Source organism: Streptomyces katrae, from assembly GCF_000717655.1.
Lineage (GTDB): Bacteria > Actinomycetota > Actinomycetes > Streptomycetales > Streptomycetaceae > Streptomyces > Streptomyces katrae_B.
The window spans coordinates 79,047-104,015 of sequence record NZ_JNZY01000008.1 but is presented as its reverse complement, the minus strand read 5'-3'; the positions used below and the strand labels follow the sequence as shown (position 1 = coordinate 104,015).

Here is a 24,969-nt window from a genome sequence, read left to right as displayed (position 1 = left end):
GAGCCTCCCGTCAGGGCCAGGACGGTTCCCGGCGGGGCACCACGACCAGTTCGCCGATCACGCTCCCCGCGGGTACGGACAGCGCGTACATGACGGTGTCGGCCACGACCTCCGGGCTCTGCAGCAGAGCGGTGTCGGCGTCCGGGAACCGGTCCAGGATGAAAGCGGTCTCCATTCCGCCGGCGATGATCCCGGTGACGCCGATCCCGGTGCAGTCCCGCTGCGCCTCCTTGAAGAGGGTGTGCGTGAAGGCCCGCAGCCCGGACTTGCTCGCCGCGTACGGTCCCGCTTCCGTCCAGGTCCGGTTCGCGGCGGTGGAGAGGATGTTGACGATGTGGCCCCCGCCTGCGGCCACCATGCGCCGGTAGGACTGCAGGCACAGGTACATGGGCCCCAGCAGATTGGTGGTCACCACGTGCCTGACCTCCTCCGCGGTCAGGTGCTCGGTGGACTTGGACACGTCGACGGCCGCGTTGTTGACGAGGATGTCCACGCGGCCCCCGTCCGACTCGATGTCCCCGAGGACCGCCGCGACCGCGTCGGGGTCGCACACGTCCATCTCGACGAAGCGGGCGCGCCCGCCCATCACCACGAGGTCCGCGCAGAGCTCCTGCGCGAGGTCCTTGCGCACGTCGGCGACCAGGACGGAGGCGCCGGCCGCTGCGAGCCGCCGTGCGATGGCGGCGCCCAGCCCCCGGGCGCCGCCGGTGACCAAAGCCTGCTTGCCCGTCAGGTCGAACTGTGTCGCGCTGTCCATGCTGTGCTTGGCCTTCCCTCGGTTCCGGCGGCCGGTGCCGCCCACCGGAAGGGACGGGGCGGGCGCCGACGCATCGTGTGGGACCAACTCTGGGCAAGGGCCGGGCACCCGGCGCGCGGTGTTAGGCCAGCAGGTGGCGCGCCCGCCCCTCTCCAGGTGCCGCCGCGTCCCCGGTCACGCCGGGGTCCGGCGCCCATACGGACGCGGCGTGACCCCGCCGGGCCTACGGCTTCGTCATACGTGGCCTGCTTGCAGGAGTTTCAGGACGGCAGCCCGGCAGACAGCGGGAGTGTTCCCGAGGTATCCGCTGACCTCGCGCACGGCGCGCGTCACGACCCGGTTGCGCCGGGCGGGGGCCGCGTCGGCGGCTTGGCCGGAAAGTGCAAGCGGATCTCGCCGCGCCGACAGGTGACGTGCCCCCGCAGCAGGGTGGTGAGGCCGTAGCTGCCGTTGTCGCGCGCGTAGCGCTCGCCGCCGATCCGCAGGAAGCCCAGGTCGAGCAGCTCGGTCAGGCAGGCCAGGACCCGGGCGCGGGTCAAACCGCGCCCGGCGAGATCTTGCGACACCTGCTCGCGCAGCCGGGGGCAGGGCGCGAGCCACGAGCTTTGCGTGGCGTGAGCGGCTACGGGTGGTCGGGCTGCTGCTCGGGAGGTACTGCTCCGCCCTTGCCGCCACCCTTTTGTCCTCCGTCCGTTCCCTGCGATCGGCTCTTCCGGGTGCCCTGGCTTGCCTCCTCGGCCTTGAGCTTCCTGCTGTCCTGCGGCGTGCCTCCGCCCTTGCCGCTGCGTCGCGCCTCGGGCTGCTGTGGACTGGACACCTTCTGCTCCCTCCAGCCGGACGGTCGTGCGCCGAACCCTTCGACCGGCCGTCGGTCCTTCTCGTTTCGCTCCCGCGCCTACCCGGACGAGCTGAGGCAAACCAGCAGCGCGGACGAGCGGGCGGCGGACGCAGTCGAGCCGACGCGCGGGGCGAGGTCCACGGCGGCCCGGCGGCGAGCCGGCCGGTGGTGTAGAAGCCGATCGAGCCGGGCCCGCGCGCGGCGAGGAGCTCGCGGGAGCGCGAGACAACCAGGTCCATCGCCGTCTCCCGGCTGGGCGATCCGCCCCGGCGCCTGTCAGGGCAGAGGAGTGCCGCCCGTGGCGTTGACGATCTCCCCGGTGATGTAGCTCGCTCCGGGCGAGGCCAAGAACACGTAAGCGGGTGCCATCTCGGCGGGCTGGGCGGGCCGCCCCAGGGGTGACTGTTCGCCGAACTTCGTCGGGCCGGGCATCGTCGCCGGGATCAGCGGGGTCCACACCGGGCCCGGGGCGACCCCGTTGACGCGGATGCCGCGCTCGGCGAGCATCTGCGCCAACCCGTGGGTGAAGGAGATGATCGCCGACTTCGTCATCGCGTAGTCGAGGAGGTGGGGGCTCGGCTGGTAGCCCTGCACGGAGGTCGTGTTGATGACCGACCCGCCCCGCGGCATGTGGGGCAGAGCCTTGCGGGTCAGCCAGAACATCCCGTACAGGTTGGTCTTCATCACCCGGTCGAACTGCTCCGTGGTGATCGCTTCGATCCCGTCGGGCTGGGACATCTGGTAGGCGGCGTTGTTGACGAGGAGATCGACGCGCCCGAATTCGTGCACGGCCCGGTCGATCAGGGCCGTGCACTGTTCCTCCTCACGGATGTCACAGGCGACCGGTACCGCCTTGCGGCCCGCCGCGCGGATCAGGCGTACCGTCTCGGCTGCCTCGTCCGCCTCCTCGGAGAGGTGAGTGAAGACGATGTCCGCGCCTTCGCGGGCGAACGCCACGCAGACGGCCCTGCCGATCCCGGAATCACCGCCGGTGACGACCGCCGCCCGGTCGAGCAGTACGTCGTGACCTTGGTAGGAATCCTCGCCATGGTCGGGTCGTGGCTCCATCTGCTCCGTGGAACCGGGGTGGTCCTGCTCCTGGTCCGGAAAGGGCGGGCGGGGGTGGCGTGTCACCGGGTCGGGGGCCTGGGAATCGTCCTGAGGCATGGGTTCTCCGTCCTCGCCCTTCTCGGGCGGATCAGGGGGCGTGACGTCAGGGTCATGGTGCGCGTACCCGCGTCTGGGCGCATCTCACTCCGGCGGCCGGGGAGCCGCCCGAGCACTGCCGGCGTGCCGGGGAATGGTGCTCTACGGGGACGTACCGCCGGAGGGCCGCCCCTGGCGCTACGCGGTCGCCGCCGCGCACGAGCAGGGTGTGTGCGAACTGGAAGGCGGCCCGGCAGCAGGCTCGGGAGTTCGAGCAGTCCCGTGGGCCGTGCCGCCCCGGATGGGGGAGACTGGAACCGGCAAACGATCTGACCTCGCTCGTCCGAGCCCACCTCCCGGGCTCTCGTCCGATCTGGCGGCGGGGCGGGACGAGAGGTGGCGGCTCCCATGCCTCGCACGGCGCTCATCGTGATCGACATGCTCAACACCTACGAGCACGAAGACGCCGAGGCTTTGGTCCCGTCCGTCCGTGAGGCGCTCCGCGGGATCACGACGCTGCTGAAGCACGCCCGGGCCAGCGACTCGCCCGTCATCTACGTGAACGACAACTTCGGGGAGTGGCGCTCGCACCACGGGGAGATCCTGCGGGCGGCCCTTGACGGCCGGCACAGCGACCTGGTGGAGCCGGTCGCGCCCGACGAGAACTCGCTGTTCGTCGTCAAGGCGCGGCACTCGATCTTCTTCGAAACCCCCCTGGCCTACCTGTTGGGCCAACTCGGGACGGAGCGCCTGGTCCTGTGCGGGCAGGTGACCGAACAGTGCGTCATGTACTCGGCACTGGACGCCCACATCCGGCACTTCGACGTCGTCGTGGCGGCCGACGCGGTCGCCGACATCGACGCCGACCTGGCCGAAGCGGCCTTGCGGATGATGCGTTGCAACATGTCCGCGGACATCTGCGCGGTGGACGACATCACCTTCGATGCCCTGCATGCGCGGTGAAGCAGGACCCACCGGCGCGGACACAGCCTGGACCGGCGCCGATCCGGTTCACTCCAGCCGGCGGATCCCGGAACCACCAACGCGGGTTCGTATGCGATACCACCCCATGGGTCCGATGGCGCGCGCCGAGGTGGGCCGGCACGTTCCCGACGTGCGTCCGGCTGCACAGACGACGACCGCTTTGACCGAGCCGCATGAACATTCGGTGCGGGGGAAGACGTCGCGTACGCCGCTTGTGGCGTGTACGGACCGGCCGTGCAGGGTCGGCCAGAACGACGAGGTGGACCATGACACCGACCGCATCGAGGCTGAGCCGTACGGGCGCTGCCGACGACGGCGAGGACCGGACGGCTCCATGGAGGGACTTCGTCAAGGTTCTGGAGCAGATGGCGGATCTCCTGGACACGATTCACGGAGACAGGGGGGAGGGAGCGCGTGGGACGACCTCCCGCCGCGCGCCGGTCTCCGGACGCGACGCACGGGGCAGCCGACGACCATGAGCGACGCCGAGAACGCCGTGGAGCCCGTAGGGGCGGCGGCCGGGCATGACGGGGTGGCCGACCTGGCGGACTGGGTGGGCATCGCGTCCGTGTCGTCCGACCCGCACCGCCGGGAGGACGTGCGGCGGTCCGCCCGATGGCTCGCGGATGCCATGCGCCGGGCCGGATTGCCCCGCGCGGAAATTTGGGAGACGCAAGGTCTCCCGGCCGTCTACGGCTGCTGGCCGGCCGCCGATCCGGGCGCGCCGGTCCTGCTGGTCTACAGCCATCACGACGTGCACGCGGCCGAGCCTTCGCAATGGCATGTCAGCACGCCGTTCGCAGCGCTCAGGCGCGACGGCCGCCTGTACGGACGGGGCGCCTCCGATGCCAAAGGGCAGATCATGTGCCACCTGTGGGCTCTGCCTGCACATCTGGCCGGGCGCTCGGCCCCGGCGGTGACGGTGAAATACCTGATCGAGGGGGAGGAGGAGATCGGCTCCGTGCACTTGGCCGGCCTGCTGTCGGAGCACGCCGGTGATCTGGAAGCGGACGTGGTCATGGTTTCCGACTCCATGCTCTGGTCCCTGGACGAGCCGACCGTCTGTGCGGTGGTCCGCGGGTCGGTCACCGCCTCCCTTGCCGTCCGCGGTGCCGAGCGCGACATCCACAGCGGTGTGGTGTCCGGCGCCGCCGCGAGCGCGCCCTTCGAGTTGTGCCGCCTGCTGAGCCTTCTGCGCGACGGCTCCGGCCGGGTCGCCCTGCCGGGCTTCTACGACCCGGTGGCCGACCTCGGAACGAACCTCGCGACGCTGGCCACCCTGCCCTTCGACCTGCCGAGCTGGCTGGCCGACACCGGTACCTTCGAAGCCGCCGGTGAACCGGGGTACACGGTGGCGGAGCGCCTGTGGGCCCGCCCTTCCGTCGAGGTGGCCCGGCTGGCGGCAGGCCGCACCGACGCTCCCGCGCTCGGGCTCATCCCGGCGGAGGCAAGTGCGGACCTGCTGTTCAGGCTCGTACCGGACCAGCGGGCCGACCAGGTCGCCGACCAGCTGCGCACCTGGCTGGACGGGCACCGTCGACCGGGATTCACCTACGCTCTGGAAATCTCGTCGACCATCTCGGACCCCTACCGGACGCCGCCCGACCACCCTGCGCTGACGGCTCTCACACGGGCCGTCGGCCACGCCTACGGGGCTCCGGCGCGGCACATCGGCAACGGCGGGGCCACGCCCGCCGCACAGCTGGCCCGCGCCTGCACGGCGCCTGTGGTCTTCTTCGGGACGGGACTACCCGGGGACCGCTGGCACGGACCCGAGGAGAGGGTGGAGATCCAAGCACTTCGCCTCGGTGTCCGCACGCTGGCCCGGTTCCTCGACGAGCTGGCCGCGGTGAGGTAGGCCGACCGCCTCCCGGCGCAATGCCGTCCGGTCGAGTGGTCTGCCGGGAGAGGGACGGGTTCGAGGGCGGGAGCGGGGCATACGTAGGGAGCCGAAATGTCCTACGTGAGGAGAGATCGTGGTGAAGCCGGCCCTCATGTCCGAGCGGGACCGCCCATGAGAGCGGCGATGACCAGGGCCGCTCGCGCCGCCCTGTGTGCCGGTGCCGTCGGCTCGCTCCTCGCCGGATGCGGAGCATCCGCGGCGCGGGTGGACGGGGCACGGGCCGCCGGTGAACGGTTCGAGCGAGCTCTCGCGTCCGGCAACCACGAGGCGGCCTGCCGGCTGGTGGCCCCCGAGACATTGGCGCAGTTGGAACAGGACGAAGGAAAGGCGTGCGCAGAGGCGCTGGGGACGGAGCAGCTGCCGACGGCGGGGGCGGTCCGCCAGACCGAGGTGTACGGACGTCAAGCCCAGCTGAGCCTTGAGGGCGACACGTTGTTCCTGTCGCAGTTCAGCGGTGGATGGAAGGTTGTGGCGGCCGGCTGCACCCCGCAGGGGGAGCAGCCCTACCAGTGTGTGCTGAAGGGCGGCTGAGGATGCGCTTCCTGTTCGTGACGTGTCTGGTCGTGGTGGTGGGTGGGCTCGCCTACTTCACCGCGATCGGAGCGATGCACCGATGAGCGACGACGCGCACGAGAAGCCGCGACGGAGCGGGTTCTGGCGGGACAACAGTCTGACCCTGGCGTTCGGGACGGGGTTCCTGCTGGTCTTGGCCGGGCAGGCCTTCGCCGGACACGCCGAGTTCAACGACCAGCTCACCGTCGACGGCCTCCAGCGGATCAGCCTGGGCGAATACGTGACGACTTCCGACTTCGCCGTGGACGTCACCGAGAACTGGCAGTCGGAGTTCCTGCAGTTCTTCCTCTTCATTTTCGGCACGGTGTGGCTGGTCCAGCGGGGTTCGCCCGAGTCCAAGGAACTCCACAAGACGGGTACGGAGTCGGACCGAGAGCAGCGCCTCGGGGACCACGCGGAAAAGGAGTCGCCCCGCTGGGCAGGTACGAAGGACTGGCGGCAGCGGCTGTACTCCCGCTCGCTCGGCCTCGTCATGGGAGTCCTGTTCGTGGGGTCCTGGTTCGCGCAGTCGGTCTCGGGCACGTCGGCGTACGACGAGCAGCGGCTGCGGCAGCTCCAGGACCCGGTCGGCTGGGGCACGTACCTGACGCTGCCGGACTTCTGGAGCCGCACCCTGCAGAACTGGCAGTCCGAGCTGCTGGCGGTGGCCGCCATGGTCATCCTGTCCGTCTACCTGCGCCAGAGGGGCTCACCCGAGTCCAAGCCCGTGGGCGCCGCCCACACGTCGACGGGCGTCGAGGGCTGAGGCATCCGCCCCGCGCCGGCACCGGCACCGACGCGCGGTACCGGCGACGTCGACGAAGAGCGACCGCTTAAGGGCCGCTCGGACGGGCAGGCGCCGCATATGTCGATCGCCCGTTCCGGGCCGGCCGGCCGCCCTCGGCCGAAGTGGTACAGGAGTGTAGTGATGGCGTACGTGACCAGGTGCTCCACGGAGAGTGAGGTCTCCAGGGGGTGGCGCCCCCGCGGTGCCGTGGAGGCGGTGGGTGCCCCATGTGTGGTGTGAGCGGGGAGATGCGTTTCGACGGCTGTAGACCGGACCTCGCCGCGATCGAACGCATGACCGACGTTCTGGAGCCGCGAGGACCGGACGGCCGGGGAGCGTGGTCGCAGGGGGCGGTGGCGTTGGGGCACCGGCGCCTGAAGATCATCGATCTTTCCGAATGCGGCGCCCAGCCCATGACCGACGCGCAGCTGGGCCTCACGGTGGTCTTCAACGGCTGCATCTACAACCACCGCGAACTCCGCGATCGCCTGGAAGGGCTCGGACACCGCTTCTTCTCGCGCTCCGACACCGAGGTGGTCGTCAAGGCGTACGCCGAGTGGGGCTGGGAATGCGTGCAGTCCCTCATCGGCATGTTCGCCTTCGCCGTGGTCGAGCACCACACCGGCCGTGTCGTGCTCGGCCGCGACCGGTTGGGCATCAAGCCCCTGTACATCACCCAGGACGGCGACCGGCTCCGCTTCGCATCCTCCCTGCCCGCCCTGCTGGCGGGCGGGGGAGTCGACACGTCCCTGGACCCGGTGGCGCTGCACCAGTACCTGAGCTGGCACGGCACGGTCCCGGCGCCCCGTACCGTACTGGCCGGAGTGCGAAAGATCCCGCCGGCCACCGTGCGCGTGGTGGAGCGGGACGGCACGCACCGTGACCACTGCTATTGGCAACCGTCCTACACCCGGCACTCCGAGCTCGGCGAGGACCCGGCGCTCTGGCAGGAGGCGGTGCACGACGCGCTGCGCACAGCGGTTCGGCGGCGCACGGTCGCGGACGTACCCGTGGGCCTGCTCCTGTCGGGCGGGCTGGACTCCAGCCTGATCGTGGCGCTGCTCGCCGAGGCCGGGCAGGAGGACCTCGCGACGTTCGCCATGGGTTTCGAGGCGGAGAACGGGGAGGACGGAGACGAGTTCTGGTATTCGGACCTGATCGCGCGACGGTTCTCGACCGACCACCATCAGTTCCTGATCCCCTCCGATCGGCTTCCGTCGGCGCTGGACGCCGCGATCGGCGCCATGAGCGAGCCGATGATCAGCCATGACGCCGTCGCGTTCCACATGCTGTCGGAACAGGTCTCCAAGGAGGTCAAGGTCGTGCTGTGCGGCCAGGGCGCCGACGAGGTGTTCGCCGGCTACCACTGGTACCCGCGCATCGCCGCAGCCACCCGGCCGGACGCGGACGAGGCGTACGCGGACTCGTACTTCGACCGTACGCACGCCGATCTCACCGCAATGCTGCACCCCGACCTCACCGCCGACCACGACGCCTCGATGGGGTTCGTCCGGGCGCACATGGGCGCACCGGGGGCCGCGACCGCTCTCGACGCGGCCCTGCGCATGGACGTCCACGCACTGATGCCTGACGACCCCGTCAAGCGGGTCGACAACATGACGATGGCCTGGGGCCTGGAGGCGCGAGTGCCCTTCCTGGACCACGAGCTGGTCGAGCTGGCCGCGGCGTGCCCTCCGCAGCTCAAGCTCGCGCAGGGCGGCAAAGCCGTGCTCAAGGACATCGGACGCAAGATCCTGCCCCCCGAAGTCGTCGACCGCCCGAAGGGCTACTTCCCGGTGCCGGCGGTCCGGCACATGGCCCCGCCCGTGCTCGCTCGCGTTCGCGACGCCCTCACGGCCCCGGATGCACGCCGACGCGGCATCTTCGACCAACGCCTTGTTCAGGAGCTGCTCGGGGCACCCAACCGCCATCGCACCAAACGCGGGGCCAACACCCTGTGGCAAGTCGCGTCGTTGGAAATCTGGCTGCAAAAGCACGGTATCAAGTGAGCGGTCGACACCTGAAGCGAAAGCAGAAGCCCGGGAGAGGCGGCCCATGCCCCTGGAGCACACGAAACCCCTGAGGCACGAGCACGAAACCCCCCGCAGGGCGCCCGGCCCGCCCGTCGGCGGAGCGGACCGAGCGGACCCGGTGCCGGATCCGGCGCCCGCGCCCGCGCCGGTGCGGGTGCCCGGCCACCGCGGCATCGACCCCCCGACCCTCCTCGTCGCCCACGGATGCTGGTACCCGTCGGCCGATCCGACGGGCGAGCACGTGGCGTTCATCTGCGACCGGGCCGGCGTCCCCCAACTGTGGAGCGGGCCCGCCCGGGGGAGTGAGGTACACGTGCTGGACGGCGACCCGGACCCGGTGACCGAGGTGTCCTGGTCGCCGGACGGGCGCTGGATCGCCTACACCTCGGCGCCCGGCGGCGGGGAGCACACCCGGGTCCTGGTGGTGCGCCCGGACGGCACCGGACGGCAGGTTCTCGCGGGTGCGGAGCCGGGGAGTTCGGCTCACCTCGGGTGCTGGACGCGCGACGGCACCGCCCTTGCCGTCACGGTCGCACAGCCCTCCCCGACGGGCTCGGAGCACGCCGGACCGGGGCACCTGCCGCCGGACGCGGAGGGGCCGCCGGCGGACGGAAGGGCACCGGGCCCGGCATGGTCCGAACGCGACGGCCCGGCCACGCTGCTCGACGGTGGGGCCGCACGACGACCGGCCGGGCGGTACCCCGCGCCGTCCGTGCTCGCAGCGGGCAGTCCTGCGGCGAGCGGTGCGCCGGCCGCTGACCTCGGCCCGGCGCGCAGCGGCGGGCTGGCCGCCTACCTGGTCGACCCGGACGGGGCCAACGCCCCGGTCCGGCTGTTCAGCGAGGAGGGGGCCGCCTCCTTGCGCGTGTGCGACATGAGCGCGGACGGCCGCTACGCGCTCGTCCGCCGCGGCCCGCGCGGCCGGCGCGAGGCCCTCGTACTCGACACCGCCTCGGGCCGCACCACCTTCGCGCTGCGCGCCGCCGACGGCGACCCCTGGATCGGCCGCTTCTCGGCCGACGCGCGGACACTGTGGCTGCGCAGCGACGCGGAGCGGGAGTTCGCTGCCCTCCTGCGGGTACGGCTGGACGAGCAGGGCGCGTCGCGGGGGCTGTCCGTCGCCGCCGAGCGGGAGGAGTCCGCCCTCGATCTGCTGAGCGTGCCCGACCACGGCCGGTGGGCCGTCCTCGCCTGGAACGCGCACGGCGCGAGCGAGCTGGAAAGCGTGGGGCTGGCCGTCGGCCGTACGGACGGCGGCGTCGGACCGCGCCACCAACCGGTCCTGCCCCACGAGGTGGTGACCCGCATCGCGCCCTTGGAGCGCGGCGGATTGTTCGCCGCCCTGTCGGGATCCCGGCGCAGGCCCGGCATCTGGGAAGTGGACGAGGCCCTCGTCCCCGCGCGCACCGGCTGGTCGGCGCGGGACGAGGACGCGGTCCCGCCCGGGCGGCCGCCCGTACGGCCGGTGCCCCTGCGCTGCGAGGCCCGGGACGGGCTCGTACTCGGTGGCTGGTACTACCGTGCGCCGGAGCAGGACCCGGGTCGGCCGGCGCCGTGCGTGATCCACCTCCACGGCGGACCGGAGGAACAGGAACGGCCCGTGTTCAGCCCGCTGTACCACGAGCTCCTCGGCAGGGGCCTCGACGTGTTCGCCCCCGACGTCCGAGGCTCGTCCGGCCGCGGACGGTCCTTCGTGGACGCCGACCTCGGCGCCGGCCGGTTCGCGGCGATCGAAGACGTCGCCGACTGCGCCGCACATGTGGTTTCGCTCGGGTACGCAGACCCCCTGAGGCTCGGGGTGATGGGCCGCTCGTACGGCGGCTACCTCACCATGGCCTCTCTCGTATGGCATCCGGACCTCTTCCGCGCCGGAGTCGCGGTCTGCGGGATGTCGGACTTCGCCACCTTCTTCGCCGGTACGGAGCCGTGGATCGCGCAGTCCGCAGCCGTCAAGTACGGGCACCCCCAGCACGACCGCGAACTGCTCCGCGCTCTGTCCCCGATGAGCCGGATCGATCAGCTGCGCGCACCCGTACTGGCCGTCCACGGGGAGCACGACACCAACGTGCCGCCGACGGAGTCGGAGCAGTTCGTCCGGGCGGCACGCGCGCGCGGCGTGCCGGCGCGGCAGCTGACGTTGCGCAACGAGGGCCACGAATTCCTGCGGGCGGACAACCGGCGGCTCTACCGGCGCGCTGCCGCGGACTGGCTGGAGCAGCATCTCGGTACCGCCCCGTGACCGAGCCAGCCCCCCAGACCGGGCCCGCCAGGAACGAGCCACATGGACGCCGGCTCCTGCGACGGTGGGAGGCTGACGGGTGAGTCAGAGCTCTCCGGGATCCTGCGGTTCCAGTCGACGCAGGGCCGGTCCCTGGAGGATGCTGCCGTCGACGCCGAATCGGGAGCCGTGGCAGGGGCATTCCCATGTGCGTTCGGCGTTGTTGAAGGCGACGAGGCACCCGAGGTGGGTGCAGACGGCGGACACGGCATGCAGTCGGCCCTCGTCGTCGCGATGGACGGCACAGGGTTTGCCGCCGGCCCGAACCACGGTTCCCTCACCGGGCCGCAGGCTTCGGACGGTTCCGTGGGTGCCGTCGCCGAGCGCGTCCAGGCGGCCCTTGACGAAGTGCTTCCCGGTGTCCCACTGAGCCTTGAGGAGCGCCGGGGCGGAGCGGAGAGCGGAGCCGAGGCGGCCTGGGTCGTAGAGGCCGCCCCAGGGCTCCCGTTCCCCGCTGACGAGGGAGGCGATGATCGTCCCGGCCAGGACCCCACCCGTCATGCCCCAGCCGGCGAAGCCGGTGGCGACGTACACGTGCTCGCCGCCCGTGGGAAGCCGGCCGATGAGGGGCAGCGTGTCCGTGGCGCTGTTGTCCTGGGCTGCCCACCGGTGGGAGATCGTGACTCCGGGGAAGTGCTGCTCGGTCCAGGCTTGGAGGCGGGTGTACCCGGCCTCCGTGTCTTCCCCGGCGCCGGGGGTGAACGCCTCTCCCGTGACGATCAGGAGCCGGCTGCCGTCCGTGAGCGGCGCCGTACGTACGGACCGCTTGCCGCCCTCCTCCGTGATGTACATGCCGTCGGGATCCCGACGAGCGGGCAGGGAGCCCGCGATCACGAGGTCACGGTGCTGGGTGAGCCGCGTGGCCAGCAGCCCGTGGTCGAAGACGGGGTGATGGGTGGCCACGACGACGTGCCGCGCGAAGAGAGTGGCCCCGGAGTCGGTGGCGAGCCGACAGGGGTCTCCCTCCTCGAGCCCGGTGACGCGTGTGCCCTCGTGAATCCGGCCGCCGAGCGCGAGGATCTCGTCGGCGAGCCCGCGCAGGTACTTGAGCGGATGGAACTGGGCCTGGTGCTCCACCCTGACGGCGCCGGCCACGGGGAAGGGCAGGCCGGTCTCGGCGACGAACGAAGCGCTGAGGCCTGCCGACCGGGCCGCTTCGGCCTCCGCACGCAACGCTTCGACGCCCTCGGGCCGCTCGCAGTAAGTGAGGGCCGGGCGCCGCTCCAGCTCGCAGTCGATGCCGAGTGCCTCGGCCACCTCGAAGACGTGACGCAGCGCAGCGCTTTGCGACGCCGCGTACTGCCGGGCGGCATCCTCTCCGTGCTCGGAGCGGAGCGTGTCGTAGACGGCGGTGTGCAGCGCGGTGAGCTTTCCCGTCGTATGGCCGCTGACGCCGCCGGCGAGACGGTCCGCTTCCAGCACGATGACCTTGAAGCCGGCCCGGACGAGTTCCGACGCCGCGCTGAGACCGGCGATGCCGCTGCCGATGACCGCAACATCCGCCTCCGCGACCCCCGAGAGGGGGGTGAAGGACGGCAGGGCTGCTGTCTGCATCCAGTAGGAGCGGCCGGTGTCCGGAGGTCGGTTCATATCCGGCGGCTGCCCAGGAGAACCACTCTCAAGCGCCGTCGCTCCGGTCGGCGGCCCGCAGCGCCGATGCGGCGGCACCGGAGAGGAAGGCCGGGACGGTCCGGTTCGCCGGCACCGCGGGGGGCACGCGCACAGGGGGGGACACAGCAGGGACTGACAGAAGCGAAGCAGCAGGTCGGCAAGGAGGCGTCATGAGGGCACTTACATGGCACGGCAAGCGGGACGTACGCGTCGACACCGTGCCCGACCCCACGATCCGTGACCGCGAGGACGTGATCGTCAAGATCACGATCACCGGTCTCTGCGGCTCGGACCTGCACCTCTACGAGGTTCTAGGAGCGTTCCTCGACCCAGGCGACATCCTCGGCCACGAACCCATGGGCACCGTCGAGGAGGTGGGACCGGACGTCACCTCCCTGAAGGTCGGGGACCGGGTGGTGGTCCCCTTCAACATCTCGTGCGGGTCGTGCTTCATGTGCGACCAGGGGCTGCAGTCCCAGTGCGAGACGACGCAGGTGCGCGAGCACGGCACCGGAGCCTCCCTCTTCGGCTACACGAAGCTCTACGGGCAGGTCCCGGGCGGGCAGGCCCAATTCCTGCGGGTCCCGTTCGGCAATTCCCTTCCGATCCGGGTGCCGGAGGGGCCGCCCGACGAGCGGTTCGTCTATCTGTCCGACGTGCTGCCCACGGCATGGCAGGCGGTCGAGTACGCGTCCGTTCCGCCGGGTGGCAGTGTCGCCGTCCTGGGCCTGGGACCCATCGGCGACATGAGCTGTCGCATCGCCGCTCACCGGGGCGCCGGCACGGTCATCGGAATCGACGTCGTTTCCGAGCGCCTGCAGCGGGCCGGTCGGCGCGGCATCCACACCCTGGACATCCAGGAGTACGGCAAAGACCTGGCCGACGCCGTCCTTGCGCTCACGGGAGGCCGGGGCCCCGACGCCGTCATCGACGCCGTCGGCATGGAAGCCCAGGGCAGCCGTATCGCGGCCGCCGCGCAGGGTGTGACCACCCTCCTGCCGGATTCCCTGGCCGCGGCCATGATGAAACGCGCGGGTATCGACCGGCTCTCCGCGCTCTACACCGCCATCGACCTCGTCCGCCGCGGCGGCACCATTTCCGTGTCCGGGGTCTACGGAGGTGCGGCCGATCCGCTGCCCCTGCTGACCATGTTCGACAAGCAGCTCACGCTGCGCATGGGCCAGGCCAACGTCCGGCGCTGGGTCGACGACATCCTCCCTCTGCTCACCGACGGGGATCCCCTCGGCGTGGACGACTTCGCCACGCACCGGTTGCCCCTCGAGCAGGCCCCGGAAGCGTACGAGATGTTCCAGAAGAAGCAGGACGGCGCGGTCAAGGTCCTCTTCAGGCCTTGAGGGCGGAGCGGCGGCCGCTCCCAATGGGCGTGCGCCGCCGACCACCCGGCCGGAGTGAGCCCCCGTCCACGAAAGGACGGGGGCTCACTGCACGGGGCGGGTGGGCGGTCAGCAGGCGCGGGCCGCCCTGGCCCCGGAAAGGCACGGCACGGGTTCAGCCGCGGCGCGTCTTCTTGGACCCGCCTTCCGGGTTGATACCGGTATAGGCCGATGCGTCCTTGCCGCCGCTGGGGCGTTGCGAACGCCCGCGCGAGCCCATGTCGTGGTGGCCCTTCTGACCGCTTCCCTTGGCCTGGTCTTCCCCGCGCCGGCTGCTGCTCTTGACCGGAACGCCCTCGTCGACCTTTTCGGACGAGTCGGAGGTCTTGGCTCTCGACTTGGGGGCGTGTTCATCGGGGTGGAACGAACGCTTCGCGCTCGGGTTGTCCTGCTTGTGGGTCGCATCGACATCGGGAGACCAGCCGTGCTGCTCCGATCCCTGGTGTCTGCTGGGCCCCTCGCCATGCGGTACATGCGACTTCGGACCGGTCGACATGAGCCCGCCCTCCTTTCCGCCCTCCCCTTGAACAGTTCTCCTGCACGCTGCGCATGCCCAAACTCCAGCCCTCAAACCGCCCCCGTGAGCGGGAGGGCGGGTACATGGCAGTCGTCAAGCCCTTCCGATACCTCGCCGTCTACCGGCCCTGATTCGGTGCATCGCGCCGCGAGTGGCGATCAACCGCCGACGGACGAACAGCGGATTCAGCCGGCCCCCGGGTGTCGGCCGAAACGTGTCCGGACTGCCATGCGCACCGAGCGCGAGCCGACGAGCCCGATGACCGCTCCGGCAGCGACATCGCTCGGATAGTGCGCCCCGCTGTGGATCCGGTCAAGGCCGACCGCAGCCGAAAGCGCGGCACAGACCGCCCCGGCCGTCGGCCACTCCGGGACGACAGAGGTGGTGAAGGCGACGGCCGCTGCTGTGTGACCGGAGGGGAAGGAAGAGGTGTCAGGGCGCTCCTGGACCCGGCTGTGGGGGATCAGCTCCGCGGGTGGCCTGCGGCGCTCCCACGTACGCTTCGCCAGGGCTGCCAGCAGCTGACCTCCCGCCATGCCCGCCAGCCCCGACATCGCGGCCCGGCGTCCTGCGGCGCCCCCGGTCGCTGCCAGCACGCAGGCAGTGGCCAGCCACAGTTTGGTGTGTTCCGCCGCCCGGCCCACCGCCGGGAACACCCGGCGGGCCAACGCTCCGTCCCAGGCAGCCACCGACCGCGTCGCCCAACGGTCGGCACGCTCCATGCTGGACGGTGTACGCACTCCCACCGGGCCTGTAATTGCGCCCGCTCGTCCCATGGATTTGCCCTTTTTACCTCGACAGCATGCTCTGTGGAGGCGTCTCTCCCGCGCGGCTCGCCCCAAACGAGCCTCGTGCCATACGGATGACTGGACGTTCTCCGGCGTAGGGGGCGTGGACGTACGAGCACAGTGTCGATACCGCCGCCGCTTCCGAGGCGGGGCGGCAGGAACGCGGACAGCGGGGATCCGGTGGAGCTCACACCGCCGCGCCCTCCCTGGGAGGGCTCCCGGCCGCCCGGTATGCAGGCTGGGCGGGGGCGAGCCCTGTCTTCTACCGGCCTACCGGCTGCGCAAAAGGAGCAGGGCGATGTCGTCGGTGCGGGTGTGTTGCAGACCGGCGTGGTGGAGGAGGCTCTCGGCCAGGGCGTCGAGCGGCCGGTCGCCGTTCCTGGTGAGGCGGTCGGCGAGGTCGGTGATGGAGTCGGTGATGTCGGTGTCAGGGGTTTCCACGAGACCGTCGGTATAGAGGGCGAGGAGGGATCCTGCGGGCAGGGGGACGGTGGCGACGGGGTAGTCGGCTTCGCTGCACATACGGATGCCGAGCAAGGGGCCCGGCTCCACTTCGAGTGCCTGGGTGTGCGGTGCGGGGGCGGGGTTGCGGAGCAGCGGGGGCAGGTGTCCTGCGCTGGCCAGGTGGAGGCGTCGCTCGGCAAGGTCGATGTGGATGTACAGGCAGGACACGAACAGGTCGGTTTCGAGATCCATCAGTACGCGGTTGGTGCGGGCCAGGACTTCGCCGGGCAGGGCGCCGGCGGTGGCGTGGACGGCGGTGCGGACCTGACCCATGAGGGCAGCGGCGTTGATGTTGTGCCCTTGTACGTCACCGATGACCGCGGCGGCGGCGGTGTCACTGAGACGGATCAGGTCGTAGAAGTCACCGCCGATGTCGATGCCGTGGGCGGCCGGCAGATAGCGGGCGGCGACGGTGAGGTGGGGGATGAGGGGCAGGGTCACCGGCAGGAGCGCCTGCTGCAGGCCGTGGGCAAGGTCGTGCTTGGCGTCGTACAACAGCGCTCGGTCCATGGCCTGGGCGATGAGCCCGGCCAACGACACCATGACGGCGCGGTCGCTCGCGCTGAAGGGGTGCGGGTGGTCGTAGGTGAGGACGCAGCAGCCGACGCGGCGCTCGGAGACCAGCAGGGGCAGGAACGCCCACGCCTGTTTACCGCTGAGGGCGGGTGCCCGCGGGTGGGCCCGGGCCAGTTCGGCGGGGTCGGCGAAGAAGGCCGGGATACCGCTTTGCAGGACATGGCCGGCGGGAGTGACGTCGGTGTCCAGGGGCAGGCCGTCCAAGGCCGCGACGGCGCGCGGGTCGTAGCCTCGGTGTCCGATGATTCTCAGCCGTCCGGCGTCGGCGGCGGAGATGACCATGCCCTGGGCGCCGAAGGCGGGCAGGATCTGGTCGGCGACCATGTTGATGACGTCGGCCACGGTGACGGTCTGGCTCAGGGCAGCCGCCAGGTGGATCAGCTGGTGGATCCGTCCCCTGCCGACTGCCTCCGGTGAGGCGCCGAGATCCGCGGGGATCGGGGGTGGCGAGGCGTCGGCCGGCTGCCTGTGGAGGCTGGGGGAGATGAGGGCGCTGATGCCGCTGTCGTCGGGGTAGAGGCGGATGTCGAGCCAGCGGTCGGGCGGCCGCAGCGCGGTGTAGGCGACGGCCTCGCGGCTGAAGACGGCGGCGCGGTAATGATCCTCGTGGACCGGGTCGTCGAGCCAGGGCACCGCCTGCCACGGCTGGGCACCCAGGAGGCTGTCGGCGCTGCGGCCGAGCAGTCGTGCGGCCGCGTCGTTGAGGTAGGTGATGCGGCCCTGCAGATCGATGCTGAGGGCTCCGACGGGCAGCCGCTGCAGCAGGTCCATGGCGGCGAGCCCGGCCTGTGCCGGGTCCGGACCGGGCAGGAGCAGGGGCACGGCACGCGGCCGATCAGGAATGCTCCATGGAGCAGGCGCCTGGTCCAGCACTCGGGTGATGCGGTTTGCGCTGGACAGGATGTGCCCGCGTTCCCGGCGGGTCAGCGAGGACGGGCGGCTCTTGGACCACACCAGGACCAGCGCCCCCCACCGGCGGACGCCGTGGAGGGGGGCGAAGGCCAGTGCGAACTGGTACGGCAGACCTGCGGCCGCGTTGGGGTACATGCGTGCCATGTCCTCCTGGCGCCCCACCCATACGAGGCGGTCCTCCCGCACCGCTTCTGACAGCGGGCCGACAGCCGACAGCGTCACCCGCCACCACGGGGCCACCGCCCGCCCCGGCAGACCGCACAGCGCCGTCAGGCTCAACACCGGCTCGTCCGGCGAGAGCAGGTACACCCCGGCCGCCAAGGCCCCCGTACGCTGCACCGTGCCCCTGAGTGCCTGGTCCAGAGACACCTCGCCGTCAGACGCGATGCTGTCATCAGTCACATATAAGACATTAAGCCGCAAAGACGGTAAGGGGTGCTTGTGGCCACCGGCTTCCCCGCTTTCACGTCCGAGGACGCGGTCGAGTGTGTCCGAGAACCTGGACTGCCCTGTCCGGCCGCGGGGAAGGGGCAGTGCCCCGTCGAGGCCAGCAGGAGCCGCATGCGTTCCACCGTAAGGCGCTCCACCGCAGGCATCGGCCGTGAGCACCTCGACGGACGCGGCCCGCCGGGGCGCGGTGGAGCTAAACGGACCGGGGCAGTCGCCGGCGGCGCACGGTCAGGACCGTCGGCAGGTGGCGCCGCAGGGCCGCGCGGGCCGCATTGGCACCCGGCGCGCCGTGCACACCCCCGCCAGGGTGGGCCGACGCCGACGCGAGGAAGAGCCCCTTGACCGGCGTTTCGGGGCGTCCGTTGCCCGGGACGGGCCGGAAGACGAGCTGCTGGTGCAGGGCGGCCGTGCCGCCGTTGAGGGCGCCGCCGCTCAGGTTGGCGTCCATCGCCTCCAAGGTGGGAGGAGCCAGGACCCTCCGGCGCAGGACGCGCGCGCGAAACCCGGGGGCGTAGCGCTCGACGACCTCCTCCATGCGGTCGGCCATCGCTTCGCTCTCACTGCCCTCCCAGCGCCCGGTCAGGCCCTGGCCGCCCGCGTCGCCCTTGATCCGGTGCGGCAGGTGTGTGTAGGCCCAGGCGGACTCCGTCCCCGCCGGCGATCGGGACGCGTCGGCCGCCGTCATCTGGCCGAAGATGAGGAAGGGGTCCTCGGGTACGAGTCCCGTGGCGATCCGGGCGGCGTAGGCGGTCAGGCCGTCGATGCCGGCGGCCAAGTGCACGGTGCCGGCCGTCGCCGCCTGCGGCGCCGCCCACGGCACCCGGGACTCCAGTGCCCAGTCCACCTTGAACGTGGCGAAGTCCCACTGGAAGCGCCGCAGGTCCTGCAGGACGCGGTCGGGCAGGTGCTCCTCGCCGACCAGGGAGCCGTACAACGCGGGAGCCGACACGTCGGCCAGGACGCCCCGCCGGGCCGGCACGCCCTCGCCCGAGGCCGTCCGCACGCCGACGGCCCGGCCCCTCCGTACGACGACCTCGACGACCGGTGTGCCGCAGCGGACCGCGCCACCCAGGCGCTCCAGCCGCCGTACCAGGGCGGCCGTGAGCTCACCGGCCCCGCCGACGGGAACGGGGAACCCGAAATGCTGGCCGAGCATCGACATGAGCCATCCGTAGCCGCCGCTTCCGGCCGCCTCGGGGGGCAGGTCGGCGTGCAGGGCGTTGCCCGCGAGGAGGAGGCCTCCCGCTTCGGCGCGGAACTCCTCCTCCCCCAGCCGGCGCACGGGCAGCAGCAGCCGCCGTACGAGCCCCAGCCCTCCGGCGCGGCGCACGCCGTACAGGAGCCGGGCCGCGGGAACCATGGGCGGGAAGGGCGTGAACAGGCCTTGGACGATGTCAGGGCCGAGCCGGTCCCACACCTTGCACAGGTCGGTCCACGCGTCGCCGTCGCCGGGAGCGAACTCGTCCAGGCCCGCGGCGGTGTCGTGCGGCAGCCGGTCCAGCACCGCGCACCGGCCGTCGGCCAGGGGGTGGGCGAGCACACGCGGAGCGTGGCCCCAGACCAGGCCTTCGCGGTCCAGGCCGAGGGAAGCGATGACGGGCGAGGCGGCAGCCAGCGGATAGAAGGCGCTGAACAAATCGCTGACGTAGTCGGGGTGCACCCCGCGGTCGCTGCGTACGGCGCCCCCGGGTCCGGGCTGTGCTTCGAGGACTTCCACGCTCCAGCCGGCGTCGGCGAGCAGATTTGCGGCGACCAGCCCGTTGGGACCTGCTCCGATCACGATCGCGTCGGGCATGGCGTTTCCCCTCGTGCTCAGGCGTGTTCGTGTGCACCGGCTCCGGCCTGTTCCTCGACGACGTCGGCGAGCCGCCTGAGCATGTCGCGGTGGCGCAGCTGGATCAGTGCGTCGAACACGGCGTTGTGCAGGGTGCCGCCGATCCCGTGCAGCGGGTGTTCGTCCACGATGACCAGGGAATCCCTGCCCCAGGGGCGGACCTCGATCGCCACCCGGGCCGTGCCGACGGGGCCGCTGTCGACTTCCAGTTCGAGTTCGCGGAGGGTGTTCACGCGCCGGACGACCGTGGTGCCCGACCCCGTCCACGGTCCGATCTTCACGGTGTACTCGAGGGCTGAGTCGAGCTCGAGCCACGGGCCGCGGGCGACGCGCGATTCGCTCGTGCCGACCACCCAGGCGGCGTAGCTCGAGGCATCGGCGAGTACGTCCCACACCTGCTGCGGGGTGGCGTGGATCAGTCGGTGGCGTACGGCCATGGTGTCACTCCCGGGGTTTGAGGAACGGGTCGGGTGCCGGGCCCCCGATCCGGGAGCCCGCGGCAGCGCCGCCGGGCCCGAGGAGACCGCTGGGCGACAGGGGCGCTTCTTCTCCCCTGGCCGCGAGGGCCTGCCGGGAACGGTGCGCGACGACGGGCGTCAGGAGCGCCCGCGCTGCCTGCGCGCCGCGCAGCCACGGCGGGGCGTAGATGTGCGCGGACCGGCGTTCGATGCCCCGGACCATGGCTCGGACGTAGAGCGCGGGGTCTTGGACGACGGAGGCCGGCCAGGGCAGGTGCGTCCGCAGTTCGCGGAAGACGGCCGTCTCGTCGGCTGCACGGATCATGGAAGTGTCGGCCCAGTTCAGGTAGGCGATGCCGACACCGACGCCGCGGTGCGAGACCTCGGCGCGCAGGGCGTGCGCGAATGCCTCCACACCGGCCTTGGACGCGCAGTACGCCGTGAGCAGGGGCGCGGGCACGAATGCTGCCAGGGAGGCGACCTGCAGGTAGTAGCCGGATGTCTGAAGCAGGTCCGGCAGGAAGGAGCGGGCCGTCAGGGCGCTGCCGACGAGGTTGACCTCTATCACCCGTCGCCAGTCGTGGGTGTCGCAGTCCAGCAGGGGCCCACCGAGCGCCACGCCCGCGTTGGCGACGACCACGGAAGGCCTGCCGAGGGCGCGGCGCACGGCCTCGGCGACCGCGGCGAGCTCGTCGGCGTCGGTTACGTCGACGGTCCAGTGGGCGGCGCCGGGCAGGTCCGCCGCGAGGCGGCCGAGGCGCTCACCTTCCAGGCCCACCAACGCCACCCGGGCGCCGTGACGGGACAGCGCGCACGCGAGCCCCTGGCCGAGTCCGCGTGCGGCGCCCGTGACGACGGCGACGCGGCCCTCCAGGGGTCCCGGCTTCCACGGGTGGTCATGCCGACCGTGGCTCGTCATGCGGGGCGCATGCCCGCCCGACCGGCTCCTACACGGCGGGCGCACTGTCCGTCCGGGTCGGCCAGGCGGCCCCCAGCGGAAGCGCCGCGGCGTAAACCGAAAGGCGCGGCCGAACCGCGTGATCTTGGACTGGACTGGACTGGAGTGGACGGGACTGGACGGGACGAAACGGGACGGGGTTTGAGGCGCCGCGAACCGGAAAGCCTCACTTCCGTGCCGCGGTTCCGCACTCATGCGGAGGGAGACCGAGGCCCTGAGCCTTCACGGCGGGTCCGCTGCGGCACACCAGAGCCACTGAGGGCTGGGTGCCGCATGGCCCGTGCCGCGCCCAGCCCGTTCATCGGCGGCATGACGGGGAATACCTGCGACGTTGCGGGGGCCGCGGGCCGACCAGCCGGGAGCGGAGCCGAGGCTGGACGGGGTGCCGGTCGCCGGGATCGGTGTCGCCGCTCGGCGATGGATCGGGCTCGATGCTCACGGCCCTCGAGAGGTGGTATCCCGCGAGGAGCGGGGTAGCAGCCAATCATGAGCGGGAAGGGAGACCGGTCGCATATGGCGCTCATTCGATCGCTGGATGAGCTGACCGGCATGCTCGCCACTCGACGGGGGCTGTACGTCCGGTGGTCGTTGGGCCCCCAGGTCGATCTCTTTCGCGAGCCGTCGAGTCGGGACGGGCTCACGGGCATCGAACTGCCGGGCCTGTCGGCCAATCCCATGGACGTGGAGGACTGGTGGGGGCAGCGGCCGCTCCGCACATGGGCCGCGCGCCGTCTTTACGACTACTCCCACCTGCCGCGTGTGAAGGACGGCCGGGTAAGGCCGTGGCTGCTGCACGGCGTGGAGTCCGGTCGCGGCCCCGACAACGAACCCCTGGTGCGAGACGTGGAGCCGCTCGGATGGGTCGATCGGAAAGTGATCACCGAAGCGGAAGAGGAGGTCAAGCAGCAACAGGGCACCTGGGGGCCACTCAACCGCAGGTGAGATCGCCTGCAACGGTTCCAGGAGAAGGTGGCGCCGACGTCTCGGCTGCTCGTGTATGACCCGAACCCACGTCGTCACAGTTTTGGCCCGGCCCTCAGCCCGGACGTAAGCGCAAGGGGAGGCTCTCAGGGTGACGCTGCGACCGCCGGTGGAGCCCATGCTGGCGCAGGCCGTGGAGTCGGTGCCAGGCCCTGGCGTGCTGGGCGAGCTGGCTTTTGAGCAGAAGTTCGACGGATACCGGGCGCTGCTGTTCACTCCCCCCGAGGCAGGCAAACCTCTCGTCCAGACCCGGCGTGGGAGGTTTGTCCAGGGCCGCTTCCCGGACCTCACCGCCGCCGCCGCGCAGTTGCCCGGCGGCTTGGTCCTCGACGGGGAGCTCGTCGTCTGGAACATCGACACGGGCGAGCTGTCCTTCGAGGGACTGCAACGCCGGGCCGCCGCCCGCGGCCGCACCGCGCGGGAGCTCGCCGGGCCCTTGCCCGCGTTCTTCATCGCCTTCGACATCCTCCAGCAAGACGGAAAAGAGCTCCTGCACGACCCCTACCGGAGACGCCGCCTGCGCCTGGAAGCCCTTTTCGACACGCACGGGCTGAAGGCCCCATGGACCCTTTGCCCGATGACCACGGATTTGATCAAAGCCCAGAAGTGGCTGGAGTCCTGCACCGACGTCGCCGGTATGGAAGGCATCGTCGTCAAAGCCATGGACGACCCCTACCGAACCGGATACAGAGGCTGGTACAAACTTAGACGCCGGGACACCACCGAAGCTGTCATCGGAGCCATCACCGGCGCCCTGACCCGGCCCCGGTTCCTCCTCCTGGGCCGCCACGACCCCTGCGGCCACCTCCAGCCCATGGGCCGCACCGCTCCACTGCGCCCCGAAGCAGCCCGCCTTGTCGGCGGGAACCTGACCGCGGCCGGTCCGGAGCACCCATGGACCGGCACGCGGTTCACATCTGCATGGGGCAGCCGGGACCTCTTGGAGGTGACTTTGGTCCGCCCGGAGCTGGTAGCGGAGATCAGCGCCGACACCGCCGTTGACCGAGGCGGTGTCTACCGGCACCCGGTCCGTTTCAAGCGACTGCGCCTGGACGCGACGATCGGGGACGTTCCCCTGTTCCGGACGCCGGGCCCGGCCGCGGCGGCCGGCTGAGCAATTTTTCACGGCCTGCGGGATGCAGACCCGTCAGTTGGAGTGCCGGGCGGGTGAAGCCGTGGCCCCGGGCGGCCGCGTGGGGATGCCCGACCTCGATGAGGGCCGCAGGATGAGCGGAAAGACCACCCCGTCTCCAGGAGCTCTCTGCCATGCTCGAACGCAAGCTGCTCAAGGACCGTGCCCAGGTCACCTTCGTCCTGCCCGCCGACACGCCGCCCGGCCCGGTCAGCGTGGTCGGTGACTTCAACGAGTGGAAGCCCGGCACCCACACCCTGGAGCCCCGCCCCGACGGCTTCCGCGCCGTCACCGTGGGTCTGCCGGCGAAGAGGGTGCACTCCTTCCGCTACCTCGCGGCGGGTGACTACTGGTTCGACGAGGACCACGCCGACGGCCACGACGGCACGAACAGCCTCCTGCACACCTGATCCCATGCCCGGGGGCGGACCCATCCCGAGAGAGGTAGGTCCGCCCCCGTCCCCAACTCGCTGATGGCCGCACCACACCACGAGTCATGACCGGAGGAGCCGAGTGCATCGGCGCCCCGGGAACCCACGACGGTCGCCGACCGGCGTGCGCGTTCGAGTCGCGGTCGTCGTGGGATTCCCGGGCCCCGCATCAAGCGGCTCACCGTAGGGGATGACATCATCCGCAACCACCCTTCAGGCCTGCCCTGCGTCCGCGTCCAGAAGGCGGGCCGCCGCCTCCACGGTCGGCGGCAGCCGACGGCGTGAGCGCAGCGCCGCCGGAAGCCGTTTGAGCATTCCCGCCAGTGCCTGGCGGGCTTCCGGGTCGCGCGGGGACTCCGCGGCGAGCCTGCGGGTGTGTTCCACGGCGACGCCCACCGGGCGGCGCAGCCACGCGGTGAGAGCGGCGTTGCGGCGCTGGACCGCGGGCCGGCCGGGCCGCACCCCGCCGGTCGGCCGGTGCACGGCCACCACGTCCGGAACGTGGCACACTCCCCACCCGTGCGCGCTCAGGTCGTAGGCGAGCAGGGTCTCCTCGCCGCCGAGGAACAGGATCGGGTGGTAGCCGCCGGCTTGGAGGTAGGCGTCCCGTCGGGCGACGGCGGCGCAGGCCAGGAAGCCGAGCACCTGCGGCCCGGGCAGATCGGTGGCGCGGTCGAGCGGGGAGGCGGCGAGCAGGTCGTTCAGGGGGTCGGGGTCGGCACCGGGACCCACGCGGACGGAGGCGGCGAGCAGTCCGAGGCGCGCATGCCGGTCCAGCAGGTCAGCAGCGCGCGCCAGAGATCCCGCTTCCCACCACGAATCGTCGTCGCTGAACGCCACGTACGGCGTCCGGGCGTGGCGTACGCCCAGATTCCGGCCCGGAGCGCCGAGATTGCGGCCGGGTGCCAGGAGGGTGACCTCCGGCCGCAGCCGCGCGATCGCTTCTGGGGTCCCGTCGGTCGACGCGTTGTCGACGACGATCATGGGCGGCCGCTCCGGCAGCGCTGCCAGCCGGTCGAGGGTGTGCAGCAACTGATCGCGGCGGTTGTGCGTGATGACGACAACGGTGGTGCGGGGATCGGGGGTCACGGCGGGGCCACCTCGGGTGGGGTCGACGGGATGACGCGCGACCCATGGGGGGCCGG

At 71.5% G+C, this 24,969-nt stretch carries 21 protein-coding genes; 10 read left to right on the top strand and 11 right to left on the bottom strand.

Going from position 1 to position 24,969, the window contains the following annotated elements:
• Positions 1-10: 10 nt before the first annotated feature.
• From IF09_RS0112025 to IF09_RS0112015, 3 genes are all read right to left on the bottom strand, one after another.
• Complete coding sequence (locus IF09_RS0112025) at positions 11-757, bottom strand: SDR family oxidoreductase (RefSeq protein WP_030294763.1); 747 nt, start codon at positions 755-757, stop codon at positions 11-13.
• Positions 758-1,086: 329 nt separating this feature from the next.
• A complete protein-coding gene (locus tag IF09_RS42860; RefSeq protein ID WP_324606842.1) occupies positions 1,087-1,323 on the bottom strand; it encodes a hypothetical protein in 237 nt (78 codons plus the stop codon).
• 548 nt (positions 1,324-1,871) lie between these two features.
• Positions 1,872-2,762, bottom strand: coding sequence for an SDR family oxidoreductase (locus IF09_RS0112015; RefSeq protein WP_030294760.1), 891 nt, complete (start codon positions 2,760-2,762; stop codon positions 1,872-1,874).
• Between the two features lie 387 nt (positions 2,763-3,149).
• Here IF09_RS0112015 and IF09_RS0112010 point away from each other — a divergent pair, with 387 nt between their 5' ends.
• From IF09_RS0112010 to IF09_RS0111980, 6 genes are all read left to right on the top strand, one after another.
• Positions 3,150-3,704, top strand: a complete 555-nt coding sequence (locus IF09_RS0112010; RefSeq protein WP_030294758.1) for a cysteine hydrolase family protein — start codon at positions 3,150-3,152, stop codon at positions 3,702-3,704.
• A gap of 496 nt (positions 3,705-4,200) precedes the next feature.
• Positions 4,201-5,583: a M20/M25/M40 family metallo-hydrolase gene (locus IF09_RS0112005; protein ID WP_030294757.1), complete on the top strand. Its 1,383-nt coding sequence runs from the start codon at positions 4,201-4,203 to the stop codon at positions 5,581-5,583.
• Positions 5,584-5,751: 168 nt separating this feature from the next.
• Positions 5,752-6,159: a hypothetical protein gene (locus tag IF09_RS0112000; RefSeq protein WP_063607365.1), complete on the top strand. Its 408-nt coding sequence runs from the start codon at positions 5,752-5,754 to the stop codon at positions 6,157-6,159.
• 82 nt (positions 6,160-6,241) lie between these two features.
• Positions 6,242-6,946 (top strand): DUF6766 family protein, encoded by a 705-nt coding sequence (locus tag IF09_RS0111990; protein ID WP_030294754.1) that lies wholly within the window; start codon positions 6,242-6,244, stop codon positions 6,944-6,946.
• Between the two features lie 248 nt (positions 6,947-7,194).
• Entirely contained in the window at positions 7,195-8,976 is a 1,782-nt protein-coding gene (locus IF09_RS0111985) for an N-acetylglutaminylglutamine amidotransferase (RefSeq protein ID WP_030294752.1), read from the top strand.
• 46 nt (positions 8,977-9,022) lie between these two features.
• Positions 9,023-11,239 carry a prolyl oligopeptidase family serine peptidase gene (locus IF09_RS0111980; protein WP_078613198.1) on the top strand — a complete coding sequence of 739 codons (2,217 nt, stop codon included), beginning with the start codon at positions 9,023-9,025 and terminating at the stop codon, positions 11,237-11,239.
• Between the two features lie 84 nt (positions 11,240-11,323).
• Here the strand turns inward: IF09_RS0111980 and IF09_RS0111975 are convergent, their stop codons facing one another.
• Positions 11,324-12,868 (bottom strand): FAD-dependent oxidoreductase, encoded by a 1,545-nt coding sequence (locus IF09_RS0111975; RefSeq protein ID WP_030294748.1) that lies wholly within the window; start codon positions 12,866-12,868, stop codon positions 11,324-11,326.
• Positions 12,869-13,059: 191 nt separating this feature from the next.
• On the opposite strand from IF09_RS0111975, the gene IF09_RS0111970 reads away from it, so the two are divergent.
• On the top strand, positions 13,060-14,244 hold the full coding sequence (locus tag IF09_RS0111970) for a zinc-dependent alcohol dehydrogenase (protein WP_030294746.1): 1,185 nt from the start codon (positions 13,060-13,062) through the stop codon (positions 14,242-14,244).
• Between the two features lie 154 nt (positions 14,245-14,398).
• Here IF09_RS0111970 and IF09_RS0111965 read toward each other — a convergent pair whose 3' ends face one another.
• The 6 genes from IF09_RS0111965 to IF09_RS0111940 form a co-directional block, all read right to left on the bottom strand.
• Positions 14,399-14,779, bottom strand: coding sequence for a hypothetical protein (locus IF09_RS0111965; RefSeq protein ID WP_030294743.1), 381 nt, complete (start codon positions 14,777-14,779; stop codon positions 14,399-14,401).
• A gap of 206 nt (positions 14,780-14,985) precedes the next feature.
• Complete coding sequence (locus IF09_RS0111960) at positions 14,986-15,522, bottom strand: phosphatase PAP2 family protein (protein WP_037634648.1); 537 nt, start codon at positions 15,520-15,522, stop codon at positions 14,986-14,988.
• Between the two features lie 336 nt (positions 15,523-15,858).
• Positions 15,859-17,982 carry a SpoIIE family protein phosphatase gene (locus IF09_RS0111955; RefSeq protein WP_030294741.1) on the bottom strand — a complete coding sequence of 708 codons (2,124 nt, stop codon included), beginning with the start codon at positions 17,980-17,982 and terminating at the stop codon, positions 15,859-15,861.
• Between the two features lie 241 nt (positions 17,983-18,223).
• Positions 18,224-19,825: a phytoene desaturase family protein gene (locus tag IF09_RS0111950; RefSeq protein ID WP_030294740.1), complete on the bottom strand. Its 1,602-nt coding sequence runs from the start codon at positions 19,823-19,825 to the stop codon at positions 18,224-18,226.
• Positions 19,826-19,842: 17 nt separating this feature from the next.
• Positions 19,843-20,301, bottom strand: coding sequence for an SRPBCC family protein (locus tag IF09_RS0111945; RefSeq protein ID WP_030294739.1), 459 nt, complete (start codon positions 20,299-20,301; stop codon positions 19,843-19,845).
• 4 nt (positions 20,302-20,305) lie between these two features.
• Positions 20,306-21,241 (bottom strand): SDR family oxidoreductase, encoded by a 936-nt coding sequence (locus IF09_RS0111940; protein ID WP_051832353.1) that lies wholly within the window; start codon positions 21,239-21,241, stop codon positions 20,306-20,308.
• A gap of 552 nt (positions 21,242-21,793) precedes the next feature.
• Here IF09_RS0111940 and IF09_RS0111935 point away from each other — a divergent pair.
• The 3 genes from IF09_RS0111935 to IF09_RS0111925 all read left to right on the top strand — a co-directional run bounded on the left by IF09_RS0111935 (position 21,794) and on the right by IF09_RS0111925 (position 23,803).
• The gene (locus tag IF09_RS0111935; protein WP_037634689.1) at positions 21,794-22,222 is read left to right on the top strand and encodes a DUF6098 family protein; all 429 of its coding nucleotides are present in this window, start codon (positions 21,794-21,796) and stop codon (positions 22,220-22,222) included.
• A 130-nt stretch (positions 22,223-22,352) separates the two neighbouring features.
• Positions 22,353-23,375 (top strand): ATP-dependent DNA ligase, encoded by a 1,023-nt coding sequence (locus tag IF09_RS0111930; RefSeq protein WP_037634646.1) that lies wholly within the window; start codon positions 22,353-22,355, stop codon positions 23,373-23,375.
• Between the two features lie 152 nt (positions 23,376-23,527).
• Positions 23,528-23,803: an isoamylase early set domain-containing protein gene (locus IF09_RS0111925; protein ID WP_030294734.1), complete on the top strand. Its 276-nt coding sequence runs from the start codon at positions 23,528-23,530 to the stop codon at positions 23,801-23,803.
• A gap of 234 nt (positions 23,804-24,037) precedes the next feature.
• Here the strand turns inward: IF09_RS0111925 and IF09_RS0111920 are convergent, their stop codons facing one another.
• The gene (locus IF09_RS0111920) at positions 24,038-24,913 is read right to left on the bottom strand and encodes a glycosyltransferase family 2 protein (protein ID WP_030294732.1); all 876 of its coding nucleotides are present in this window, start codon (positions 24,911-24,913) and stop codon (positions 24,038-24,040) included.
• Positions 24,914-24,969 lie beyond the last annotated feature (56 nt).

What these genes read in the sequence shown, in the direction of transcription:
- IF09_RS0112015 (WP_030294760.1), bottom strand. Translation starts at nt 2,762, where the DNA reads ATGCCTCAGGACGATTCCCAGGCCCCCGACCCGGTGACACGCCACCCC.
- IF09_RS0111975 (WP_030294748.1), bottom strand. Translation starts at nt 12,868, where the DNA reads ATGAACCGACCTCCGGACACCGGCCGCTCCTACTGGATGCAGACAGCA.
- IF09_RS0111960 (WP_037634648.1), bottom strand. Translation starts at nt 15,522, where the DNA reads ATGGAGCGTGCCGACCGTTGGGCGACGCGGTCGGTGGCTGCCTGGGAC.
- IF09_RS0111925 (WP_030294734.1), top strand. Translation starts at nt 23,528, where the DNA reads ATGCTCGAACGCAAGCTGCTCAAGGACCGTGCCCAGGTCACCTTCGTC.
- IF09_RS0111970 (WP_030294746.1), top strand. Translation starts at nt 13,060, where the DNA reads ATGAGGGCACTTACATGGCACGGCAAGCGGGACGTACGCGTCGACACC.
- IF09_RS0111980 (WP_078613198.1), top strand. Translation starts at nt 9,023, where the DNA reads ATGCCCCTGGAGCACACGAAACCCCTGAGGCACGAGCACGAAACCCCC.
- IF09_RS0111950 (WP_030294740.1), bottom strand. Translation starts at nt 19,825, where the DNA reads ATGCCCGACGCGATCGTGATCGGAGCAGGTCCCAACGGGCTGGTCGCC.
- IF09_RS0111985 (WP_030294752.1), top strand. Translation starts at nt 7,195, where the DNA reads ATGTGTGGTGTGAGCGGGGAGATGCGTTTCGACGGCTGTAGACCGGAC.
- IF09_RS0112025 (WP_030294763.1), bottom strand. Translation starts at nt 757, where the DNA reads ATGGACAGCGCGACACAGTTCGACCTGACGGGCAAGCAGGCTTTGGTC.
- IF09_RS0112010 (WP_030294758.1), top strand. Translation starts at nt 3,150, where the DNA reads ATGCCTCGCACGGCGCTCATCGTGATCGACATGCTCAACACCTACGAG.
- IF09_RS0111945 (WP_030294739.1), bottom strand. Translation starts at nt 20,301, where the DNA reads ATGGCCGTACGCCACCGACTGATCCACGCCACCCCGCAGCAGGTGTGG.
- IF09_RS0112005 (WP_030294757.1), top strand. Translation starts at nt 4,201, where the DNA reads ATGAGCGACGCCGAGAACGCCGTGGAGCCCGTAGGGGCGGCGGCCGGG.
- IF09_RS0111990 (WP_030294754.1), top strand. Translation starts at nt 6,242, where the DNA reads ATGAGCGACGACGCGCACGAGAAGCCGCGACGGAGCGGGTTCTGGCGG.
- IF09_RS0111940 (WP_051832353.1), bottom strand. Translation starts at nt 21,241, where the DNA reads ATGACGAGCCACGGTCGGCATGACCACCCGTGGAAGCCGGGACCCCTG.
- IF09_RS0111965 (WP_030294743.1), bottom strand. Translation starts at nt 14,779, where the DNA reads ATGTCGACCGGTCCGAAGTCGCATGTACCGCATGGCGAGGGGCCCAGC.
- IF09_RS0111935 (WP_037634689.1), top strand. Translation starts at nt 21,794, where the DNA reads ATGGCGCTCATTCGATCGCTGGATGAGCTGACCGGCATGCTCGCCACT.
- IF09_RS0112000 (WP_063607365.1), top strand. Translation starts at nt 5,752, where the DNA reads ATGACCAGGGCCGCTCGCGCCGCCCTGTGTGCCGGTGCCGTCGGCTCG.